At 35.9% G+C, this 17,549-nt stretch carries 12 protein-coding genes; 2 read left to right on the top strand and 10 right to left on the bottom strand.

The features are described 5' to 3' along the window. Positions 1–27: 27 nt before the first annotated feature. A complete protein-coding gene (locus YQ22_RS00970) occupies positions 28–2,055 on the bottom strand; it encodes a S9 family peptidase (RefSeq protein WP_071339707.1) in 2,028 nt (675 codons plus the stop codon). Between the two features lie 127 nt (positions 2,056–2,182). Between YQ22_RS00970 and YQ22_RS00965 the strand changes: the two genes are divergently transcribed. Then, entirely contained in the window at positions 2,183–2,563 is a 381-nt protein-coding gene (locus YQ22_RS00965) for a glyoxalase superfamily protein (protein WP_058105621.1), read from the top strand. A gap of 43 nt (positions 2,564–2,606) precedes the next feature. Next, a complete protein-coding gene (locus tag YQ22_RS00960; protein ID WP_071339706.1) occupies positions 2,607–3,590 on the top strand; it encodes an SDR family oxidoreductase in 984 nt (327 codons plus the stop codon). Positions 3,591–3,899: 309 nt separating this feature from the next. On the opposite strand, the gene YQ22_RS00955 is transcribed toward YQ22_RS00960, so the two are convergent. The 9 genes from YQ22_RS00955 to YQ22_RS00910 form a co-directional block, all read right to left on the bottom strand. After that, a complete protein-coding gene (locus YQ22_RS00955; protein ID WP_071339705.1) occupies positions 3,900–4,643 on the bottom strand; it encodes a DUF6090 family protein in 744 nt (247 codons plus the stop codon). Positions 4,644–4,695: 52 nt separating this feature from the next. Next, a complete protein-coding gene (locus tag YQ22_RS00950) occupies positions 4,696–6,189 on the bottom strand; it encodes a M28 family peptidase (RefSeq protein ID WP_071342448.1) in 1,494 nt (497 codons plus the stop codon). Between the two features lie 75 nt (positions 6,190–6,264). Next, positions 6,265–6,891 (bottom strand): Pycsar system effector family protein, encoded by a 627-nt coding sequence (locus YQ22_RS00945; RefSeq protein ID WP_232231265.1) that lies wholly within the window; start codon positions 6,889–6,891, stop codon positions 6,265–6,267. A gap of 23 nt (positions 6,892–6,914) precedes the next feature. Beyond that, positions 6,915–7,955, bottom strand: coding sequence for an adenylate/guanylate cyclase domain-containing protein (locus tag YQ22_RS00940; RefSeq protein WP_071339704.1), 1,041 nt, complete (start codon positions 7,953–7,955; stop codon positions 6,915–6,917). A gap of 4 nt (positions 7,956–7,959) precedes the next feature. After that, on the bottom strand, positions 7,960–8,334 hold the full coding sequence (locus YQ22_RS00935; protein ID WP_071339703.1) for a response regulator: 375 nt from the start codon (positions 8,332–8,334) through the stop codon (positions 7,960–7,962). Positions 8,335–8,385: 51 nt separating this feature from the next. After that, a complete protein-coding gene (locus tag YQ22_RS00930; protein ID WP_071339702.1) occupies positions 8,386–12,033 on the bottom strand; it encodes a sensor histidine kinase in 3,648 nt (1,215 codons plus the stop codon). Between the two features lie 6 nt (positions 12,034–12,039). After that, positions 12,040–14,199, bottom strand: coding sequence for an ATP-binding protein (locus YQ22_RS19280; protein WP_232231262.1), 2,160 nt, complete (start codon positions 14,197–14,199; stop codon positions 12,040–12,042). Between the two features lie 6 nt (positions 14,200–14,205). Further along, entirely contained in the window at positions 14,206–16,353 is a 2,148-nt protein-coding gene (locus YQ22_RS19275) for an ATP-binding protein (RefSeq protein ID WP_071339700.1), read from the bottom strand. Positions 16,354–16,845: 492 nt separating this feature from the next. Further along, positions 16,846–17,538 carry a peptidase E gene (locus YQ22_RS00910; RefSeq protein ID WP_071339698.1) on the bottom strand — a complete coding sequence of 231 codons (693 nt, stop codon included), beginning with the start codon at positions 17,536–17,538 and terminating at the stop codon, positions 16,846–16,848. Positions 17,539–17,549: the final 11 nt, after the last annotated feature.

The raw sequence follows: 17,549 nt of genomic DNA, 5'->3' as shown, positions 1-17,549 counted from the left end.
GCCAGAACAAAACTTATATATTCTATACTATTCCGCATCCTTGTATTTTTCAAACCAAGCTAGTACACTGGCAATTTTGGCTACTAAATTACTAGGTCTGTTAGCAATGCCATGTCCTGCTCCGGGAATACGCACCATAGCCGTTTCAACACCTTCTAATTTAAGGGCGGTATAGAATTGTTCAGATTCTGCAATAGGCGTTCTATAATCTTCTTCACCTGTTAGTAACATGGTTGGCGTAGTAACATTGGCAACATACATTAACGGAGAACGTCTAAAATAGTTTTCCGGATCTTCCCAAGGTTTTTTGCCGAACCAATATTTAGAAAAGAAAGCAGCACCATCTGCATAGAGCACAAAACTTGTCCAGTTTATTACTGGTTTGGCAACTACTGCAGCTTTAAATCGGTCAGTTTTGCCCACTATCCATGCAGTAAGTACTCCGCCGCCACTACCACCGGTAACAAATAGATTGTTGGTATCTATAAATCCTTTTTCAATGACGGCATCTACACCGCTCATTAAATCTTCATAATCGTGATTAGGGTAGTCGTGGTGAATTAAGTTACCAAATTCCGCTCCGTAACTAGTACTTCCCCTAGGGTTACTGTACAGCACAACATAACCAGCTGCAGCATAAGCCTGTATCTCGGCACTGTAAACTGAGCCGTAGCTAGTAAATGGTCCGCCATGAATTTCAAGAATAAACGGATATTTTTTACTTGGGTCAAAATTTGGCGGAGTAACCACCCAACCTTGAATTTTTTTCTGATCATATGAAGATTCCCACCAAATTTCTTCGGTCTTGCCTAAATCACGAAAAGAGAAAAGATCGTCGTTTACAAAAGTCAATCGTTTAGAACCTTTTTTATCGGCAGCACCTAAATCAGACGGGTGTTCGGTATTACCTAACGTATAGGCAAATTTAGAGTTGTTAGAAACGGTAAAATCACCCGCGTTATAGGGTCTTCCCAAGGACAAACCACCAAGTCCTTCAACAAGAGTGGTTACTTTACCGTTTAAGGTAATATGGCCTATTTTGGTAGCTCCTTCCGTATCATATTGAAAATAAAGACCTTTGCCATCATTTGACCACTGCACATTGGCAATATCTCTATCAAAATCACCAGAAATTAACCTAGGGTTGCTTCCATCGGTATTCATCACATAAAGATTGGTAATTTCATACCCCTGTAATTTATCATCTTTACCGGTATAAGCTATTAACTTACCATCTGGAGAAACTGTAGGTGAATTGTCAGGTCCATATCTAGAAGTCAGCGGAGTCACCTCTACTGTTGATAAGTCTAATTTATAGACCTCGCTATTGGCAGGTTCAAAAGCCTCATCGGGATTAAAATTTGCGGAGAAGTATAACGCTTTGTCATTTTTGGCCCAAACGGGAGCACCATGATCAAATGCTGTAGTCGTTAATTGCTTTGGAGTACCGCCATCAATAGATAAGGTGAAAATTTGAGTATGTCCGCCTTTAATATATCCCTGACCGTCACCCCTATAGTTTAATTTGTCAATATATGTAGGTGGGGTATTCCATTTGGCGCCTTCAGGCTTCGCTGGCATTTTTACGATAGATTTTTCAGCCTCTGGCACAAACATGGTAAAAGCTAAATAACGATCATCATGAGACCAGCTTACGGCACCGGGACTTTTAGGAGTATTCGTTAATGGAGCAATTTCTTTGGTATCCATCCACATGAGGTATAATTTCATTTTGGAATCCTCTTTGTTCGATTTAAAAATGATTTTTTTACCGTCATGAGACCAACGTGGGTAGTAGTCGTTTTGGTTGCCAGTTGTCAAAGGTCTATTTTGTGAACCGTCGTAATTTATGATCCAAAGATTAGATAAATTCTTGTCGGTCATAATATCCTTGAAGTTTCTAACGTAGATTATTTTACTGCCATCTGGCGATATCTGAGGGTCAGATACATACTCCATATTAAATATATCGGTAAGCTCAAGATTTGAAGAAACCTGTGCAGATACCGTTATTGAAAATAATAGGAGAAAGAGTGTTTTGGTAATAACTTTCATAGTGTTGAATTTGGTTTGAAATAATCTTATGAAGATAGCGAATTACTTAAAAAAATAGAACGGCATGCATTAAGAATTGAGGAAGTATTAACATTAAATCCTTTAATCCTTTTTGTATTTTCACGGTATGGAAGAAAAAGGCTATTTACATCAAATTCACCCTGTGCTTCCGGTTTGGGATGTGGTTGAAGCGTTAGATTTTTATGTTAACCGATTGGGGTTTAAGATTGCCTTCGCAGATGATGCCAAAAACCCAAAATATGCGGGTATCTTAAGGGACGATATTGAGATCCATTTGCAATGGCACAATAAAAAAATGTGGGAGGTAGATATAGATAGACCTATGTTGCGCATTGTCTCTCAAAACATAGAAGCTTTGTACAACGAGTATTCAAACGTAGATGTTTTTAATGCACATACATTGCTAAGGGAAACCGCATGGGGAACACGGGAGTTTGCTTTTTACGATCCATTTAAAAACGGATTAACATTTTATAGAGATGTTTAGACCGTTCAGTTTCATGGAATCATCAAGAATTTAAAATATAGAAATGAAAGTATTATTTATAGGAGGAACAGGGAATATAAGTACACCAAGTAGTAGATTGGCGGTTGCCAAAGGAATGGATTTGTACCTATTAAATAGGGGCAAAGCCCAAGTTGATATTAAGGGCGCACACAGCATTATTGGTGATATCAACAAACCAGATGAACTTGAAGAGCTGAAAAAACATGAGTGGGATGTTGTGGTGAACTGGATAGCGTTTACACCTGATGATATTGAGCGCGATATTGAATTGTTTAAAGGAAAGACCAAGCAATACATTTTTATAAGTTCGGCATCTTGTTATCAAACGCCATTGAGCTATCCTGTAATTACGGAGTCTACTCCGTTACATAATAATCTATGGGATTATTCCCAAGGTAAAATTCAATGTGAGGACAGGTTACAGAAAGCATATCGTGAGGAAGGGTTTCCTATTACCATAGTAAGACCATCTTTAACGTATGATACGGTAATACCTATAGCCGTTGGTGGATTTGATAAGTTCAATACCGCACAGCGAATATTAGAAGGTAAAGAAATAATTGTACATGGAGACGGAACCTCACTTTGGACAGTGACACATTCAGATGATTTTGCAAAGGGATTTGTAGGTTTATTAGGATTACAGACGGTAATAGGGCATGCTTTTCATATAACTTCAGATGAGGTGCTGACCTGGAATATGATTTATAAGATTTTGGCTGATGCCTTAGGGAAGGAAGCAAAAGTAGTTCATATAGCGTCGGACTTTATTTGTAAAGTAGAGCCGTCATTTACGGGTACACTTTTAGCGGACAAAGCAGAAAGTGTCTTGTTCGATAATACCAAGATAAAAACTTTTGTACCGGGGTTTAAAGCTACAATTCCGTTCTCGGAAGGGATAAAAAGGACCGTAAAGTGGTTGTTAGAGCATCCGGAACATCAAAACATCGATGAAGGGACAGAGGCTAAGATCGAGAATGTACTGAAGGCTTATAAAGGTTTGTAGATTTTTGAGAGCACTAGCAGGTTAATTCACCATTCGTATTGTCCGCCACTTAATCCCCTCCCAAGAGGGGAGGAATACGTGATGTTTGTGAGTATTTAGCATTTTTAAATGTTAATTTACAAGTATCATTCTATGAATTGGTTGGAATAAAGCAATTAAACATTCCCCTCCTGGGAGGGGCTAGGGGTGGGTTCTGTTAGTCTGCTTAGAAATTATTTAATTAAGATTCGATAGAAGTATACACTGTGCACAATCATTTTCTTCACCTTGGAGTGGTAAGTGATGAGTAATTAAAAACTAGCTTGAATCTTACTTTTCATGATGCTCTAAATAATTATCTATTCTGTGATATAAGAGTGCAGCATCTTTTTTGACATACTCAAGCCTATTTAGAATGGAATAGGCATAGGTTAATTCTGAATTAGTGAGTTGGTAAAATTTATCCTTACGCATCATTTTTAAAAGAATGGGGATTTCGGCGGGGCTTACTGAATCTGGAAATTTAGGGTTAAATACTTTATATGAGTTCATAAAATGAGGATAATCACTACGTGAATCGGCCCCATATTCATATAAGAATTCTAAATTTAAATAATACGCAACAATCTCATCACGAATGTCTTGGTCTGAGATTAGGCTAATATTACCTGTACTTGACAACTCATTATAAGTTCTGTTATTAGGGGTAAGCCTGCCGATGCCATAAATACCACCATAAGCTACATCGTTTATAAATGTGATGGTATCGGTTGGTATAATACCGTTCAGATAATAATTTTTAGCTTTATTTAAGCCTTGTATTTTTTTATCACCTCTTTTAAACCAACTTCTTTCAAAATATAAAGAATCCGATAGTATATCTTCTTGAATGTTCTTGAGGTAGTTCAGTTCTACTTTTCTGCTTTTACGATACTCATTCCAATTATTAATTTGTAATGCAATTAATATTCCAACAACAACGAGAATAATTTCACCGATGGCGTATTTTAAGTACTTGGAGACTTTGCCTTCTTCGAGCAGGTTTCTGCGGATTTTTCTAAAGAAATTAATCATTGGTCAATTGTTCTGATTTCTTGGCGTCAAATTGATTTATTTTAGAGGGGGTTCAATTTTTAATTGGAGCTTCAGGAACTTTACCATACAACACATTACCTGCAGCTTCATATTTATCATCTTTCACCCAAAAAGGAGTTTCAGGGTCATTGGCTATCAACCTACCTGAGAGCACATAGCCTTGGTAAAATTTCAATAGATAATCATAATCCAAACTATCCGCCTCATCACCAGGTTGGTGGTAATATTTGTTAATTTCATCATCAAAGGCATCAAAACCAGTTGAATAAGTAGGTGCGGGAACACCCTTACTGGCAAAGCTTACATTATCGCTACGATCAAATAGTCCTTGTTCAGGAGCAGGGTCATCAATGGCTTTTAAACCAAAAGTTGCGGCACCTGAAACAATATGTTTTTGTGCTGTTGTTCTATTTAATCCAATTACGGTAGCCAATTTTGTATTGTTATACCCTCCACCATCGGTATTGAAACCATATACTATTTGCTTGAGTGGAAATATAGGGTGCTCAACATAATATTGACTACCTAATAAACCTTTTTCCTCTCCGGTAAAAAAAATGAATATAGCTGAACGTTTTGTAGGAAACTTTCCAATATTCTCTGCCATACTTAAAACAGCAGTAGTGCCTATGGCATTATCCCGTGCACCATTATAAATACTATCACCCACAGCATCAGGTTTACCAATACCCACATGGTCATAATGTGCAGAATACATAATGAATTCTTCTTTTAATTTTGGATCGGTACCTTCTAGAACACCTATTACATTTTGTGTTTCTAGGGTTTCTTCTTTTATTCCGTCAGTTTCTATTGCATATGCTAGCTTAGCATTATTGAATGTAGCAAGTTTATTAGCTGAGGAATTTACCCAAAGATGAATAAAATCCGGTTTTGGCATTTGTTCATCTTTAGTATCAGGTATCTTAACACCTTCTTCCATGAAATGAGAAATCCTGGTCCACCAATCTTCTTCAAGTAAAGTCATCTCAATTAATCCTATTGCCCCGTTTTTGATTGCCAATTCCTGTTTTTCTTTATGGGCATTATAAACTGCTCTAGCATCTGAAGCTTCTGCAGTTCCACCTTTTACTATAATAAGTTTTCCGTTGACATCTTTACCTTTGTAATCTTCTTCAATTCCAAAATTAAGATAGATTGCTTCTCCGGAAAGATTAACCTCATTTGCTTCCACTGCGATGGTGTGTGGATAGTTTTCCCCATTTATAGAAACCTTAAGTACTTTGGGTGCAGTGGTTTGTATTAAATTAAATTTCTGATAGTAAGAATTTATGGCAGAATGCGGTTTTATGCCATACCCGCGTAAAGTATTAGCTAGATAGGATGCCGCTATTTTTAATTCTGGAGATCCAGTAGCACGACCTTTTAAGGCATCATCGGGCAAAAAATATATATGTCCCTCAATTTCATTTTTATCAACGGTCATCTCTGCTTTTTCTGAATCTGTCTGAGCAAAAACCAGAGTGGTCAAGCATAAAGTTATAAGTAGTAGTAAAGGTTTCATAGTATTCATTATATGGGTTATTTGATGTTAGTTTTAAATAATACATTTAAGTGTTATAGCGGTGTGTGCTTATGGTCACATAATTCTCAACACTCCATAATAAACTGCTGTTAATAGCAGTAGCACAAGGCTAATAGCTAAAAAGAATATGGATCGTTGAACGTTTCTAAACTTCCACGCAGATATTTTTGAATTAATGTAAATCTGTTCTCCCAGTTGCTCAAAAACTTCTCGTTCATTAATGCTCACGTTGTAAAATTTCCTTGAAAATTCTTTGATGGTTCCAAATTTGGTAATGACATCTCCAAAATAAAACACATTATCACTGTAGTTCCCTTCAAGTTTTGGAATAAAGCAGCGTACACTATAAAAAATGGAAACTACGGTAGCTACAAACCACAGTCCAATTAGTATATAGAACAAAATGGCATTTGACACGGAATGCATTACGGGAGCAGCACTTTGGTAGATGAAATTGAGAATAATACCGTAGAAAGAGAGTATGAGTCCCGCCTTCAATTCCGAAGCCTTTATGAGTCCAGATACATAATTAATGGTGCCCCAATAATGATCTACTAATTCTTCTGCATGTCCCTTAGATTTTAATTCATCTAAAAGACCTTTCTCAAAAGCGGACAATGGGTTATGTTCTTGTTTGGTTTTATTGGAATTCTGGTTTTTATTGTCAATCGGTTTGGTCATGGCTTTAAATTTAGTTTCAATGGCTATTCTATCACATTGTACACCGTAAGAGGTTTTGCTTTGTTCTTCATGTTAATACTACCTAGGTTCTCACATTTAAAAGCCTCTTTTACCTGTTCGTAACAACTTTCACAGATGATAATTTGATTTTCTTTAGCGGCATCTTGCAATCTAGCGGCAGTATTTACCGAGTCTCCTATAACAGTGTAATCTAGACGCTTAAGGGTAGCGGAACCAATATTTCCGGAAATCATTTCACCACTTTTAATACCTATAGAAACTTTTGGCTGGTATGTTTCTTTGCCTTCCTCTTTGGGTAAGCTGTTCACTTGATTTCTAATGGCCAATGCGGCATCAATGGCACGGTCTAAATGATATTCTCCTCTAAAAACGGCCATGACGGCATCACCTATAAATTTGTCTATAATACCATCTTGCTCCATTATTTCTTTGACCATGGTATCGAAATAGGTATTTAGCATTGAAACAACAATATCAGGACTAGTGGTCTCACTAATTTTTGTGAATCCGCATACGTCAACAAACATTATGGTACCTTCAATATTCTCGTTTGCCATTATTTTAGACTCATACTCTTGGCCACCCATAAAATTGAGTACGTTTTCATCAACATACATTTTTAGAATATTGTTTTCTTTAATGGCCTGTAGCGTTTTTCTAATTTCCATGGCATGCTTTAAAGTCTTTTCCATGGTAATGGTCAAGTCTTCAAAGTTTATGGGTTTGGTGATAAAATCAAAGGCACCTCGGTTCATGGCTACACGAATATTTTCCATGTCACCATAGGCGGAAACAATAACCGATTTAATTAAAGGGCTAGATTCGTGCAATTCCGAGAGTAGGGTAAGACCGTCCATCTCTGGCATGTTAATATCGCTCAAAACAATATCTATACCAGGATTTTCCCCAAGTTTCTCTAGCGCATCTCTACCGTTTATAGCAAATACAAACTCGTATTCGTTCTGCCGTATCTGTTTTCTAAATTTCTGTTTGATGAGAATCTCTAAGTCAGTCTCATCATCTACTACCATTATTTTTGCCATAGTCTTACGTTAAGTTTATCAGCTTGTCTTTAAGAAGTGAAAAATCTAAAGGTTTGGTTAGAAAGTCGTCCGCACCTAGATTTTTTGCCATTGTTCTATTTTCATCATCTCCATAAGCGGTAATCATCATAACCATTGGTGGTGGTTTCACATAATTTTTTTTGATATTATCCAATAACTCTAAGCCGCTCATGCCCGGCATATTGATATCTGATAAAATCAATACCGCTTCATGCTCCATAGTTTTCATAATTTTGAGTGCATCTTCACCTGAGAATGCAAAAACAAATTCTAGTTCCTCTTTTCTTATTTCTTTTCTAAAACGCTGTTGAAAAAGCACTTTTACATCTTGTTCGTCATCTACAACTAATATCTTCATAAGGTGGATTTTTTATAATTTTTAATACTTTTTATGGGGAACATTAATTGTTTATTTCATTGGTAATGAGATGGTGAAGGTGGTGCCTTCTCCTTGTTTTGTTTCTACCGTTAATTCGCCACCATGTACCTTTACAATATCATAGCTTAGTGATAGCCCTAATCCGGTGCCTTCACCAGAAGGTTTGGTAGTGAAAAAGGGCTGAAATATTTTATCCAATATCTCTTTAGGCACTCCATTACCATTATCAGATACTTTAATAAGAATCATATTGCCCAGCTTTTCTGTACTTACCGAAACTGTAGGTTCGTAACCATTTGGGTTTTCTTCTTTTTTCTTTTTTACCACATAAAAGGCATTGGTAATAAGGTTTAGAATTACTCTCCCAATATCCTGGCCAACAATGTTTATTTTACCGATAGCATCATCAAAATCAGTATTTAACGTGGCATTGAAGCTTTTATCTTTTGCTCGCAAACCATGGTAGGCTAGGCGTAGATACTCATCAGATAAACTATTGATATCGGTCATTTCTTTTTGACCGGTGTTGCTACGGCTATGCTGTAGCATTCCTTTGACGATACCATCGGCACGTTTGCCATGAAAGATAATTTTATCTTCGTTGGCAGATACATCTTTAGCTAAAGCCTTTACATCATCATAATTACCATTATCAATTTCTTCTTCCAGTTCTTCCAGAAGTTCTTTATTTACCTCAGAGAAGTTGTTGACAAAGTTTAGCGGATTTTGAATTTCATGGGCAATCCCAGCGGTGAGTTCACCCAAGCTTGCCATTTTCTCGGATTGTATAAGCTTTGATTGTGTAGACTTTAATTCGTCTATTTTAGTCTTAAGCTGAACCGTTCTATGAGAAACACGTTCTTCTAGGATTCTATTCTCTTTAGTTAATTTTCTGGCTCTAAATACAATATATGCCCTTAATATGCTAGCTGCAATTAAACCGAAGAGCAAGTATGCCCACCAAGTTTGCCACCATGGCGGATTTATTTTAAATGAAAGTGTATCTGGTACGGACCAGTCGCTATTCCCACTTCTATCAGCCACTTTAAAGGTGTAATCTCCTGGTTTTAAGTTATAATAGTTTTTGGTCTTGGTAGCATTTGCAGCATAGCTCCAATCTTCATCTTCACCATCTAGAATAAAACGATAGTTTAATTTATCCCTGTTGAATATATCATTACTTCCATAACTAAAACTAATACTGTTCTGGTCATAGGGTAGGATAAGGCCTTGAGGTAGGTTGTAAGGATGTTTTACCGACTCCCATGTTATACCATTGGTATTGGCATAGGTTGAAGTTTTCACCTTTGTAGAATCTTTCTTTTGGTTGAACCCGAACCCCGGGTTTTCATCCATGACGAAAATGTTGTTAATTTTCACTGTTCCAGTAGTACTATCTTGTTGTGGTTCTGAACTAAGAACAAGTAGTTTCCACTCATTGGAATCATTCGTAACACCTGACCAAAACTGGCCATTTTTTAAAAATTTAGGGGAATCTTGTAAATAATCGTTCGATTTAAAACCGAGTCCACCATTAAAATTGTAGAAGCCTATATCTGTTGTTTTTGCAGTGGTTTTTTCCATGGCAATTAAGCCATTACCACTAGCAGCGTACATGATACCTCCTTTTTCTGTCAGATCATAAAAATCAGTAGGGTATAGTCCGTTTTCTTTCTTTATTGGGGTAAGCGTATTTTGTTCTAAGTTAAGTACGTTAATACCATTTGTAGTAGCTAGCCATAGCTCTCCTTCGTTAGAAATTTTGGCTGTGGATACATTGTTATTGCTAAGACCTTGTTCTTCTCTAAGGTAACTTACGGTGTTCGTTTTTAAATTTACTTTAGCTAACCCATTCGTAGTGGGGGTCCAAAGAATTTCTTTATCATAAACCATTATTGATCCGCTTCCCGCTATTAAAATATCAGGGTCACTTTTGGAAACTGCTTTTTTAAAGGTGTTGTTTTCAGTATTATAGATATACAAACCAATTATAGTAAATATAGCAAACGTATACTCGTCAATAATTGCAATACCTGCTCCGAAATCAAAGGCAGAATTGGCGTATGAGGTGAGTTTATTTTTATCTCTATTAAGAATAGAAAAGCCATTTCTAGTATTTATAAAATAAATATTAGGTGTAATCTCATTAATGAAATTAATTGTATTAGGATTACAATGTAGCTGTTCAAAACTTAGAGCTTTTATAGATTTATTATTTAAGTTGATAATATTGATTCCCGCAGCCGTACCTAACCATATGTCGCCATTTGAGTCTTCTTCTATTTCCCATATTTCATTATTTATTAAACCTCTTGTGTCATCAAAATATTCTGTTTGTAAAGTAAATTCATTGGCGATAATTACTCCATTATCAGTGGAGGCAATCCAAAGTGACCCATCCTTACGCTTTAAGGGTGTTGGTATTTTAAGGGATTCTTTTCGTTTAGCGTTTAGCTTAATTTTTTTAGAGGCATTTCTATTTGCAGTTAGAATATATGCCTCTCTAGGGCCAAATATCCATAAGTTGTCGTCAGAATCAAATTCCATATTGTCACCCTTTATGGTATATCCGTTTTCTTCACCTAATACACTAACTTTATTCTTATCTAATGCTAGTCTTATAATGCTTGGAGTGGTTTTAGTATCAGGATTTGGGTAAGGGTAACTTAACCAAATACCATTTTGTGCATCTTCTTTAAATTCATAAACAACAGAATTTATTTCTAAGTTGGCTATGGTTGAGATTGTTTTAATCTCAGTTCTTTCTTTATTCAATACCGCAAGACCATCTATAAACCCTAACCATAAGTTATCTTTGCTATCTTCAAAAAGTTTAAAGGGCTTATTTCGTCCTATATTTGAAATCTTTTGCAAACTTTTCATTTCCGAGTCCATCTTGTATATCCCTTCACTATCGGAGATTATGTATAGGGTTCCCGTATGATCGCAAAGAATGTCAAACGGTATAAAGCTTGCTGTTTTAGTTATTGTATAGGCTGTATTGTTTATAAAGTCTAACACCGTTAAAGTATTTGATCCAGGACTAACCAACCAAAGCTTACCTTGTTGGTCAAATGTCATTTTATACACTCCTGGGTAATCGTAAACTAAGGCGTTCTCACCATCATAGTAGGTTAGGGGTGTATTATTCATGGAAGACCCTATCCAAATAGCCCCATCCTCAGTTTCTAAAAACGATGTAATATCATTAGAGGGCAATCCCTCATTTGTGGAAAGCTGTAGAAGATTCACATTTGTGCCAGCCATATTCGCTGGGGGTTTCATTTTAGTAATAGTTGGTTTTTTTATGGTAGATTTTGTAACTGTAAATGACGCAGAATCAAGCTTCAATTTCTCTACAGGAAAATTTTCCCAATCCAAATCGTATTCTTTCATGGGAGTTTCCAGTGGCTTAAATTCATTAAATCCAAACGGTTTGCTTGGCAAGGCATCTACATTTAAATCATAAAAAACGGGAGTTGTCAGCGTATCATTGATTATGGTTTCCCATTCAAAAGGTTCGGGGTCCGTAAATTGTAAAGGAATGGTTTTTGGAACTTTATAATCACCCACCGTAGTTTCATCTTCAGACTTGCTCTGTTTGTGGCAAGAAATCAGAAATAGACCGTAAAAGATACTGATTAAGAATATTGGTCTTATTAATGTTATGTTCTTCATACTGGTCTAGTTATCGGTTGAGTTTGGCAATTCTATAATGAAGGTGGTTCCCTTGTTTTCAGACGTTTCTACTATTAATTTACCACCATGCCCTTTCGTTACAATATCATAACTCATACTTAAACCCAAGCCGGTACCTTGTCCAGTAGGTTTGGTGGTGAAAAAAGGTTGGAATATTTTCTCTACAATTTCCTTCGGAATGCCGTTACCGTTATCGGAAATAGAAATTTGTACACTTTGAGACCCACCCCCAACCCCTCCAAGGTGGGGAGTTCGCTTTGATGTAATTTTTACGGTAGGTTTATAACCTTCAATGTCAGAATTAGCTTTTTCATTTACTGCATAAAAGGCATTGGTAATCAAATTGAGAATTACCCGCCCCATGTCTTGTGGTACAATATTTACTTTTCCCATGTTCTCGTCAAAATCGGTAATGAGTTCTGCATTAAATGACTTATCCTTTGCCCTCAGACCATGATAGGCCAACCGTAAATACTCATCTGCAAGTACATTTATATCCGTAGGTTCTTTAGTACCGCTGCTACTTCTGGAATGTTGTAGCATTCCCTTTACAATATTGTCTGCACGTTTGCCGTGATGGTTTATTTTTTCAAGATTTTGTTTGATATCCAACGAAATAGCCTTCACTTCTTCAAGATCTCCTTTATCCAATTCCTCGTTCATTTCATCAAAGAGTTCATTGCTTACCTCAGAGAAATTATTGACGAAGTTTAAGGGGTTTTGAATCTCATGGGCAATGCCGGCTGTGAGTTCTCCGAGACTCGCCATTTTTTCAGATTGTATAAGTTGCGATTGGGTGGCTTTTAATTCTTCTAAAGATTGATTAAGTGCTGCTGTGCGCTCCTTAACTTGTTGCTCTAAAGTATTTTTTTGTTCAGATAAAATGGATTCTTTTTCTTTTGATAATTCTTGGACACGATTTAAATTTAATCTTAAATCTTGACTGCGCTTTCCAAATGCGTAACCTAAATAGATAGCTAAAACAACAGGGATAAGCATAAAAGAAAAAGGACTAAATTTATCTATGCGCTGGTCTACTAAACCCATATACCAACATATCATTAAAATCCAAAAGGCCAGGTTAATACAACTAGAACTTAAAAATAAAAAGCTGGCAACTTTATTTTTTTTCCAAGATTTTAAACTTAAACGTATAATACCAGCATAATAGAAAATTGACCAGATTGGCCCCAACACGTCAGGGTCATATAAAAAGTAACAACCGATGGTTAAAAAACATAAAAAACTAATGGCTTTAAAAACAAAGTCTATAGGCTGTACTAATATTTTGTAAAAACAGAATAAAAGAATAAGGCTTGAAATAAGAATGCAAGTGTCATTATAAAACTTGAGCCAAAAATAAGTGCCAGTGTTAGAATAGACCGACAATACTCCTAAAGTAAATAGTATTAAGAATAATAAAGAGGCAGCAAAATAACCGTTAATTCTCTCTTTAGGGAAGAAAATAAAAAACGATAGGAAAATAATAAACATTAGAATAGCAAGACCAAGTGAGATATAATAACTATTGACAAATTGTTTAATAAAAGCTACACGTTTATTTTTTACCACATCAGTTGAATTGGCATTACGCAAAGAGGATATATAAATTCTAATTAGTCCGTTATCATGGTAATAGATAGGGTATTTGTATTGTGCATTGACAAAACGTACAGCTAAAATTTGTTCCTTATTTATCTCTAAAGGTAAATGTAGCACTTGGCTAAATGGATTACGGTAGATAACTTCATCCTTGTTAGAGCTTACATTACCCAATTGGTGAATTAGTTTGCCATCTAAATAAATTTCTGAAGCTCCTTCTTGAAAGATATTTAAAACCAGTGCATCATTAAACGACTGGTCTGCCATAATACGTTTACGCAACCATACAATTTCGCCCCTATCTGCAATTACGTTTTTTCCGTCAAGCAGATTTAAGTTAGTACTAGAGAATTCATTCCAGGTAGAATCATCAAATTCTGGATTAGCCCATACTATATTATCTCCTTTTTGATAACGCCAATCTTCACCAAGAATCATCCATTTATCAGCCACAGTAGTATCTGAAATTGTTAATACCTTTTCCTGTTGACTGAAAACTGTTAACGGTAGTAGAAAACCAATAATGTATAATATATGTTTCATTATCATTTAAATTATAGGAAAAATGATTTTAAATGTGGTTCCTTCACCTTCTTGTGTGGTCACCAGCAATTCACCGCTATGCCCCTTAGTAATAATATCGTAGCTCATGCTTAAGCCCAAGCCGGTACCTTGCCCAGTAGGTTTGGTGGTGAAAAAGGGTTGGAATATTTTCTCTTTGACTTTTTCAGGAATACCGTTACCATTGTCAGAAACACTAATAGTGATATGTTCATCAGACTTTTTAGTGCTGACAGTAACTATGGGTTTAAAACTATCATCTCTTTGTTTTTTCTCGTTTACCGCATAAAAGGCATTGGTAATTAAATTTAGAATTACCCGCCCCATGTCTTGTGGTACAATATTTACTTTTTCAATGCTCTCGTCAAAATCGGTTATGAGTTCGGCATTAAATGATTTATCCTTGGCACGAAGACCATGATAGGCCAAGCGCAAATACTCATCTGCAAGGGCATTGATATCAGTGGGTTCTTTTGTGCCGCTGCTGCTCCTAGAATGTTGTAACATACCTTTTACAATATTGTCCGCACGTTTGCCGTGATGGTTTATTTTTTCAAGGTTTTGTTTGATATCCAATGAAATAGCTTTCACCTCTTCAAGATCTCCTTTATCCAATTCCTCGTTCATTTCATCAATAAGTTCGTTGCTTACCTCAGAGAAATTATTGACAAAGTTTAAGGGGTTTTGAATTTCATGCGCAATGCCGGCGGTAAGTTCACCAAGGCTCGCCATTTTCTCGGATTGGATGAGTTGAGATTGGGTGGTTTTTAATTCTTCTAAGGATTGATTTAATTCTGATGTTCTTTCTTTTACTTTTAATTCTAACTTTTCATTTTGAGAAGCAATAAGCGCACTCTTTTCAGCTTCGACCTTTACAAGTTCCATTGCATTTTTACGCATATCCTCATTTTTCTCTCTCATGCGATAAGCGACAAATGCCAACATTCCAAAATAAAAAATTCCCTTACCGATTAAGTCACTATTTACAGAAACTAATCTTAAACTAAGATGATCACCAGAAGCGAGCCATCTATATATAAGTCCTAGATAAGAAGTAGTAAATGATAAAAATAAACTAAACATAACTACCCTGACAGATATTACTTTTTTTCTGGATTTTAATGCGAAAATGAGTAAAAATATGGCAATCCCTATTACCGTAATTAGGTAGGAATAAGAACTGAAATACATTGCTAAAGATGCTATTATACAGAATAGAAGCAACCATTTTTTAAGGTTTCCATATAACATCCTATAGCCCAATAAAAGACATAATATAGGGAAGAAGAAAAATAAAATATTACTTACATAATCTAATGTAATCATGATGTTAGAAGGTAGGGTGAAAAATAAACTATCTCCACCAAAGAATGCCGATGCAATGGTTTCTAGTAACATTACAGTGCAAAAAAGAGCTATAATTAATAACTCCTTTTCATCTCTAATTAGAATATAGAGAAGCCAGAAAAGAATTGAGAATATAAAAGAGCTGATCAAGTCAAATAAAGCTTTAAAACTCAATAAACTCATATAGTCAAAATACGCGTTGGATACAATTCTGGTTGAACCCACTAGAGCTTTGGTTATGTTTCCATAAGTGCTATAGTCAACATAATGTATCGTTAATGTATGTACTGTATCAGGTTCTAAAAATATTGGGGTTCTTATTTCAAAATCTTGAATGTGTTCTTTAAATGAGGCTCTATCGTTCCCTTTTTCGCCAAATTGGCGGAACAACTTTCCATTTAAATAAATATCCTCTGCAGCATGGTCTTCTTTATCTAAATAGAGAGGAAGCTTTGCTATAGCACTATCAATAGTAAACTGCAATCTGAACCATCCTTCAAATTTTCCAGAACTATCTACCATATCATTAGTTATCTCAGAAGGACTTAATCGTTCCCAGCCAGCTAAATCAATCTCTACAGGAGATAAATCTTTTTCATTGCCTGATTTAAAAATCCAACCTTCTCTATTTTTCAACGTTAAACCAAATAGTGGATCTACATCTGCTTTCGTAAAATGTATAATGGTATCTAGTGCCAATCCATTTTTATCTACCGGATTTTCTTGCCCACTTGCCGTAAATAGCATACCGAAAAATAGCGTGATGAATAGGAGGGATTGTTTAATCATTGCTTTTTAAGTTATTAGTTGAACCTAGTTCAAAAATGGTTCTAAAGAAATTGGAGGTTGAAGAAATAATTAAAAATACCTTTTTGACGGAAGTACCATTAAAACAAGTGTCATCATTGAAAATGTAAGTATGGGTTGTTAGGTAGACATTTATGTAGCCAAGTAGCCAATTGGTAGTGATTTCAATGACTTGATTTTCCCTTTTTACAGCTAATTTCATGCACAATTGGTGGTTGGTTTAAAAAAAATAGCACTGATTACAACTTCATCCTCGTATTTAATTTTTTGAATTAAACACAAGACAAATAAGGCTACACATCAGGGGGGTGATGAGCAACATATTGTGAATCAGAAAATAAAGGGGAATTTTACACCCTTAAAGTACGTAATAACTTTTACTTTAAGAGTGTTTTATTAAGAATTTAGATGCAAGAGATGAACTAGAATCCTTAAAAAGGATATTAGCACGTAAAATATAGTTATAGATTGAAGTTATGTAATAATGGTACTCGGTATTAGTTCTTCCACAATTTCACCATCTTTTAAATAGACGTAGTACGAATGGTTTTCATTGTTCAATGAGACTGAAGTATGAACTTCACCATCAATAAAATGAATAGCGGAACGGTCGTCACAGGCATAACCATCGGATAGTTTGCCGGTTTTTATGTTTTCAAAGTATAAAGGTCTTCGTGAAGTTTCAGAATTGTAATGCGGGCAGTGGCTCTTGTCTATAAATGACATGCCGCCAACAATACTTAATTCTTTTGGTCTAGAATCTGTAGTACCGCCATTAAACCAGCATAAAGAACCAGCGCTGCCACCACCCATAACTACGCCGTTGTCATAAGCTTTTTTAAGGGCAACATCAATGCCTTGCGCTTTCCAAATGGCGAGCATGTTCAACGTATTTCCACCACCAACGATTATGGCATCCATCCGAGAGATGATCTCTTCGAACGATTCTTTTTGGTCGTAAGAATTAATCCAAACCGAAAGTACATGTGGGGTAACATCTATCTGTGAGCACACCTCATGGAAAGAAGCAATATACTGAGCGTCTTCACCACTAGCTGTAGGAATAAAACACATATTCGGTTTTTCCTTGCCGGTAGCTTTGGCAATGTAGTTTAAGAAAGGTACGGTATGGCGTCCACTGCCGTAAATTACCATTTGCTTTTTCATAAAGACGATAA

This window comes from Maribacter sp. 1_2014MBL_MicDiv (assembly GCF_001865655.1).
GTDB classification, from domain to species: Bacteria; Bacteroidota; Bacteroidia; order Flavobacteriales; family Flavobacteriaceae; genus Maribacter; species Maribacter dokdonensis.
The sequence above is the reverse complement of the archived record's forward strand: the minus strand, read 5'-3'. Positions and strand labels throughout refer to the sequence as shown.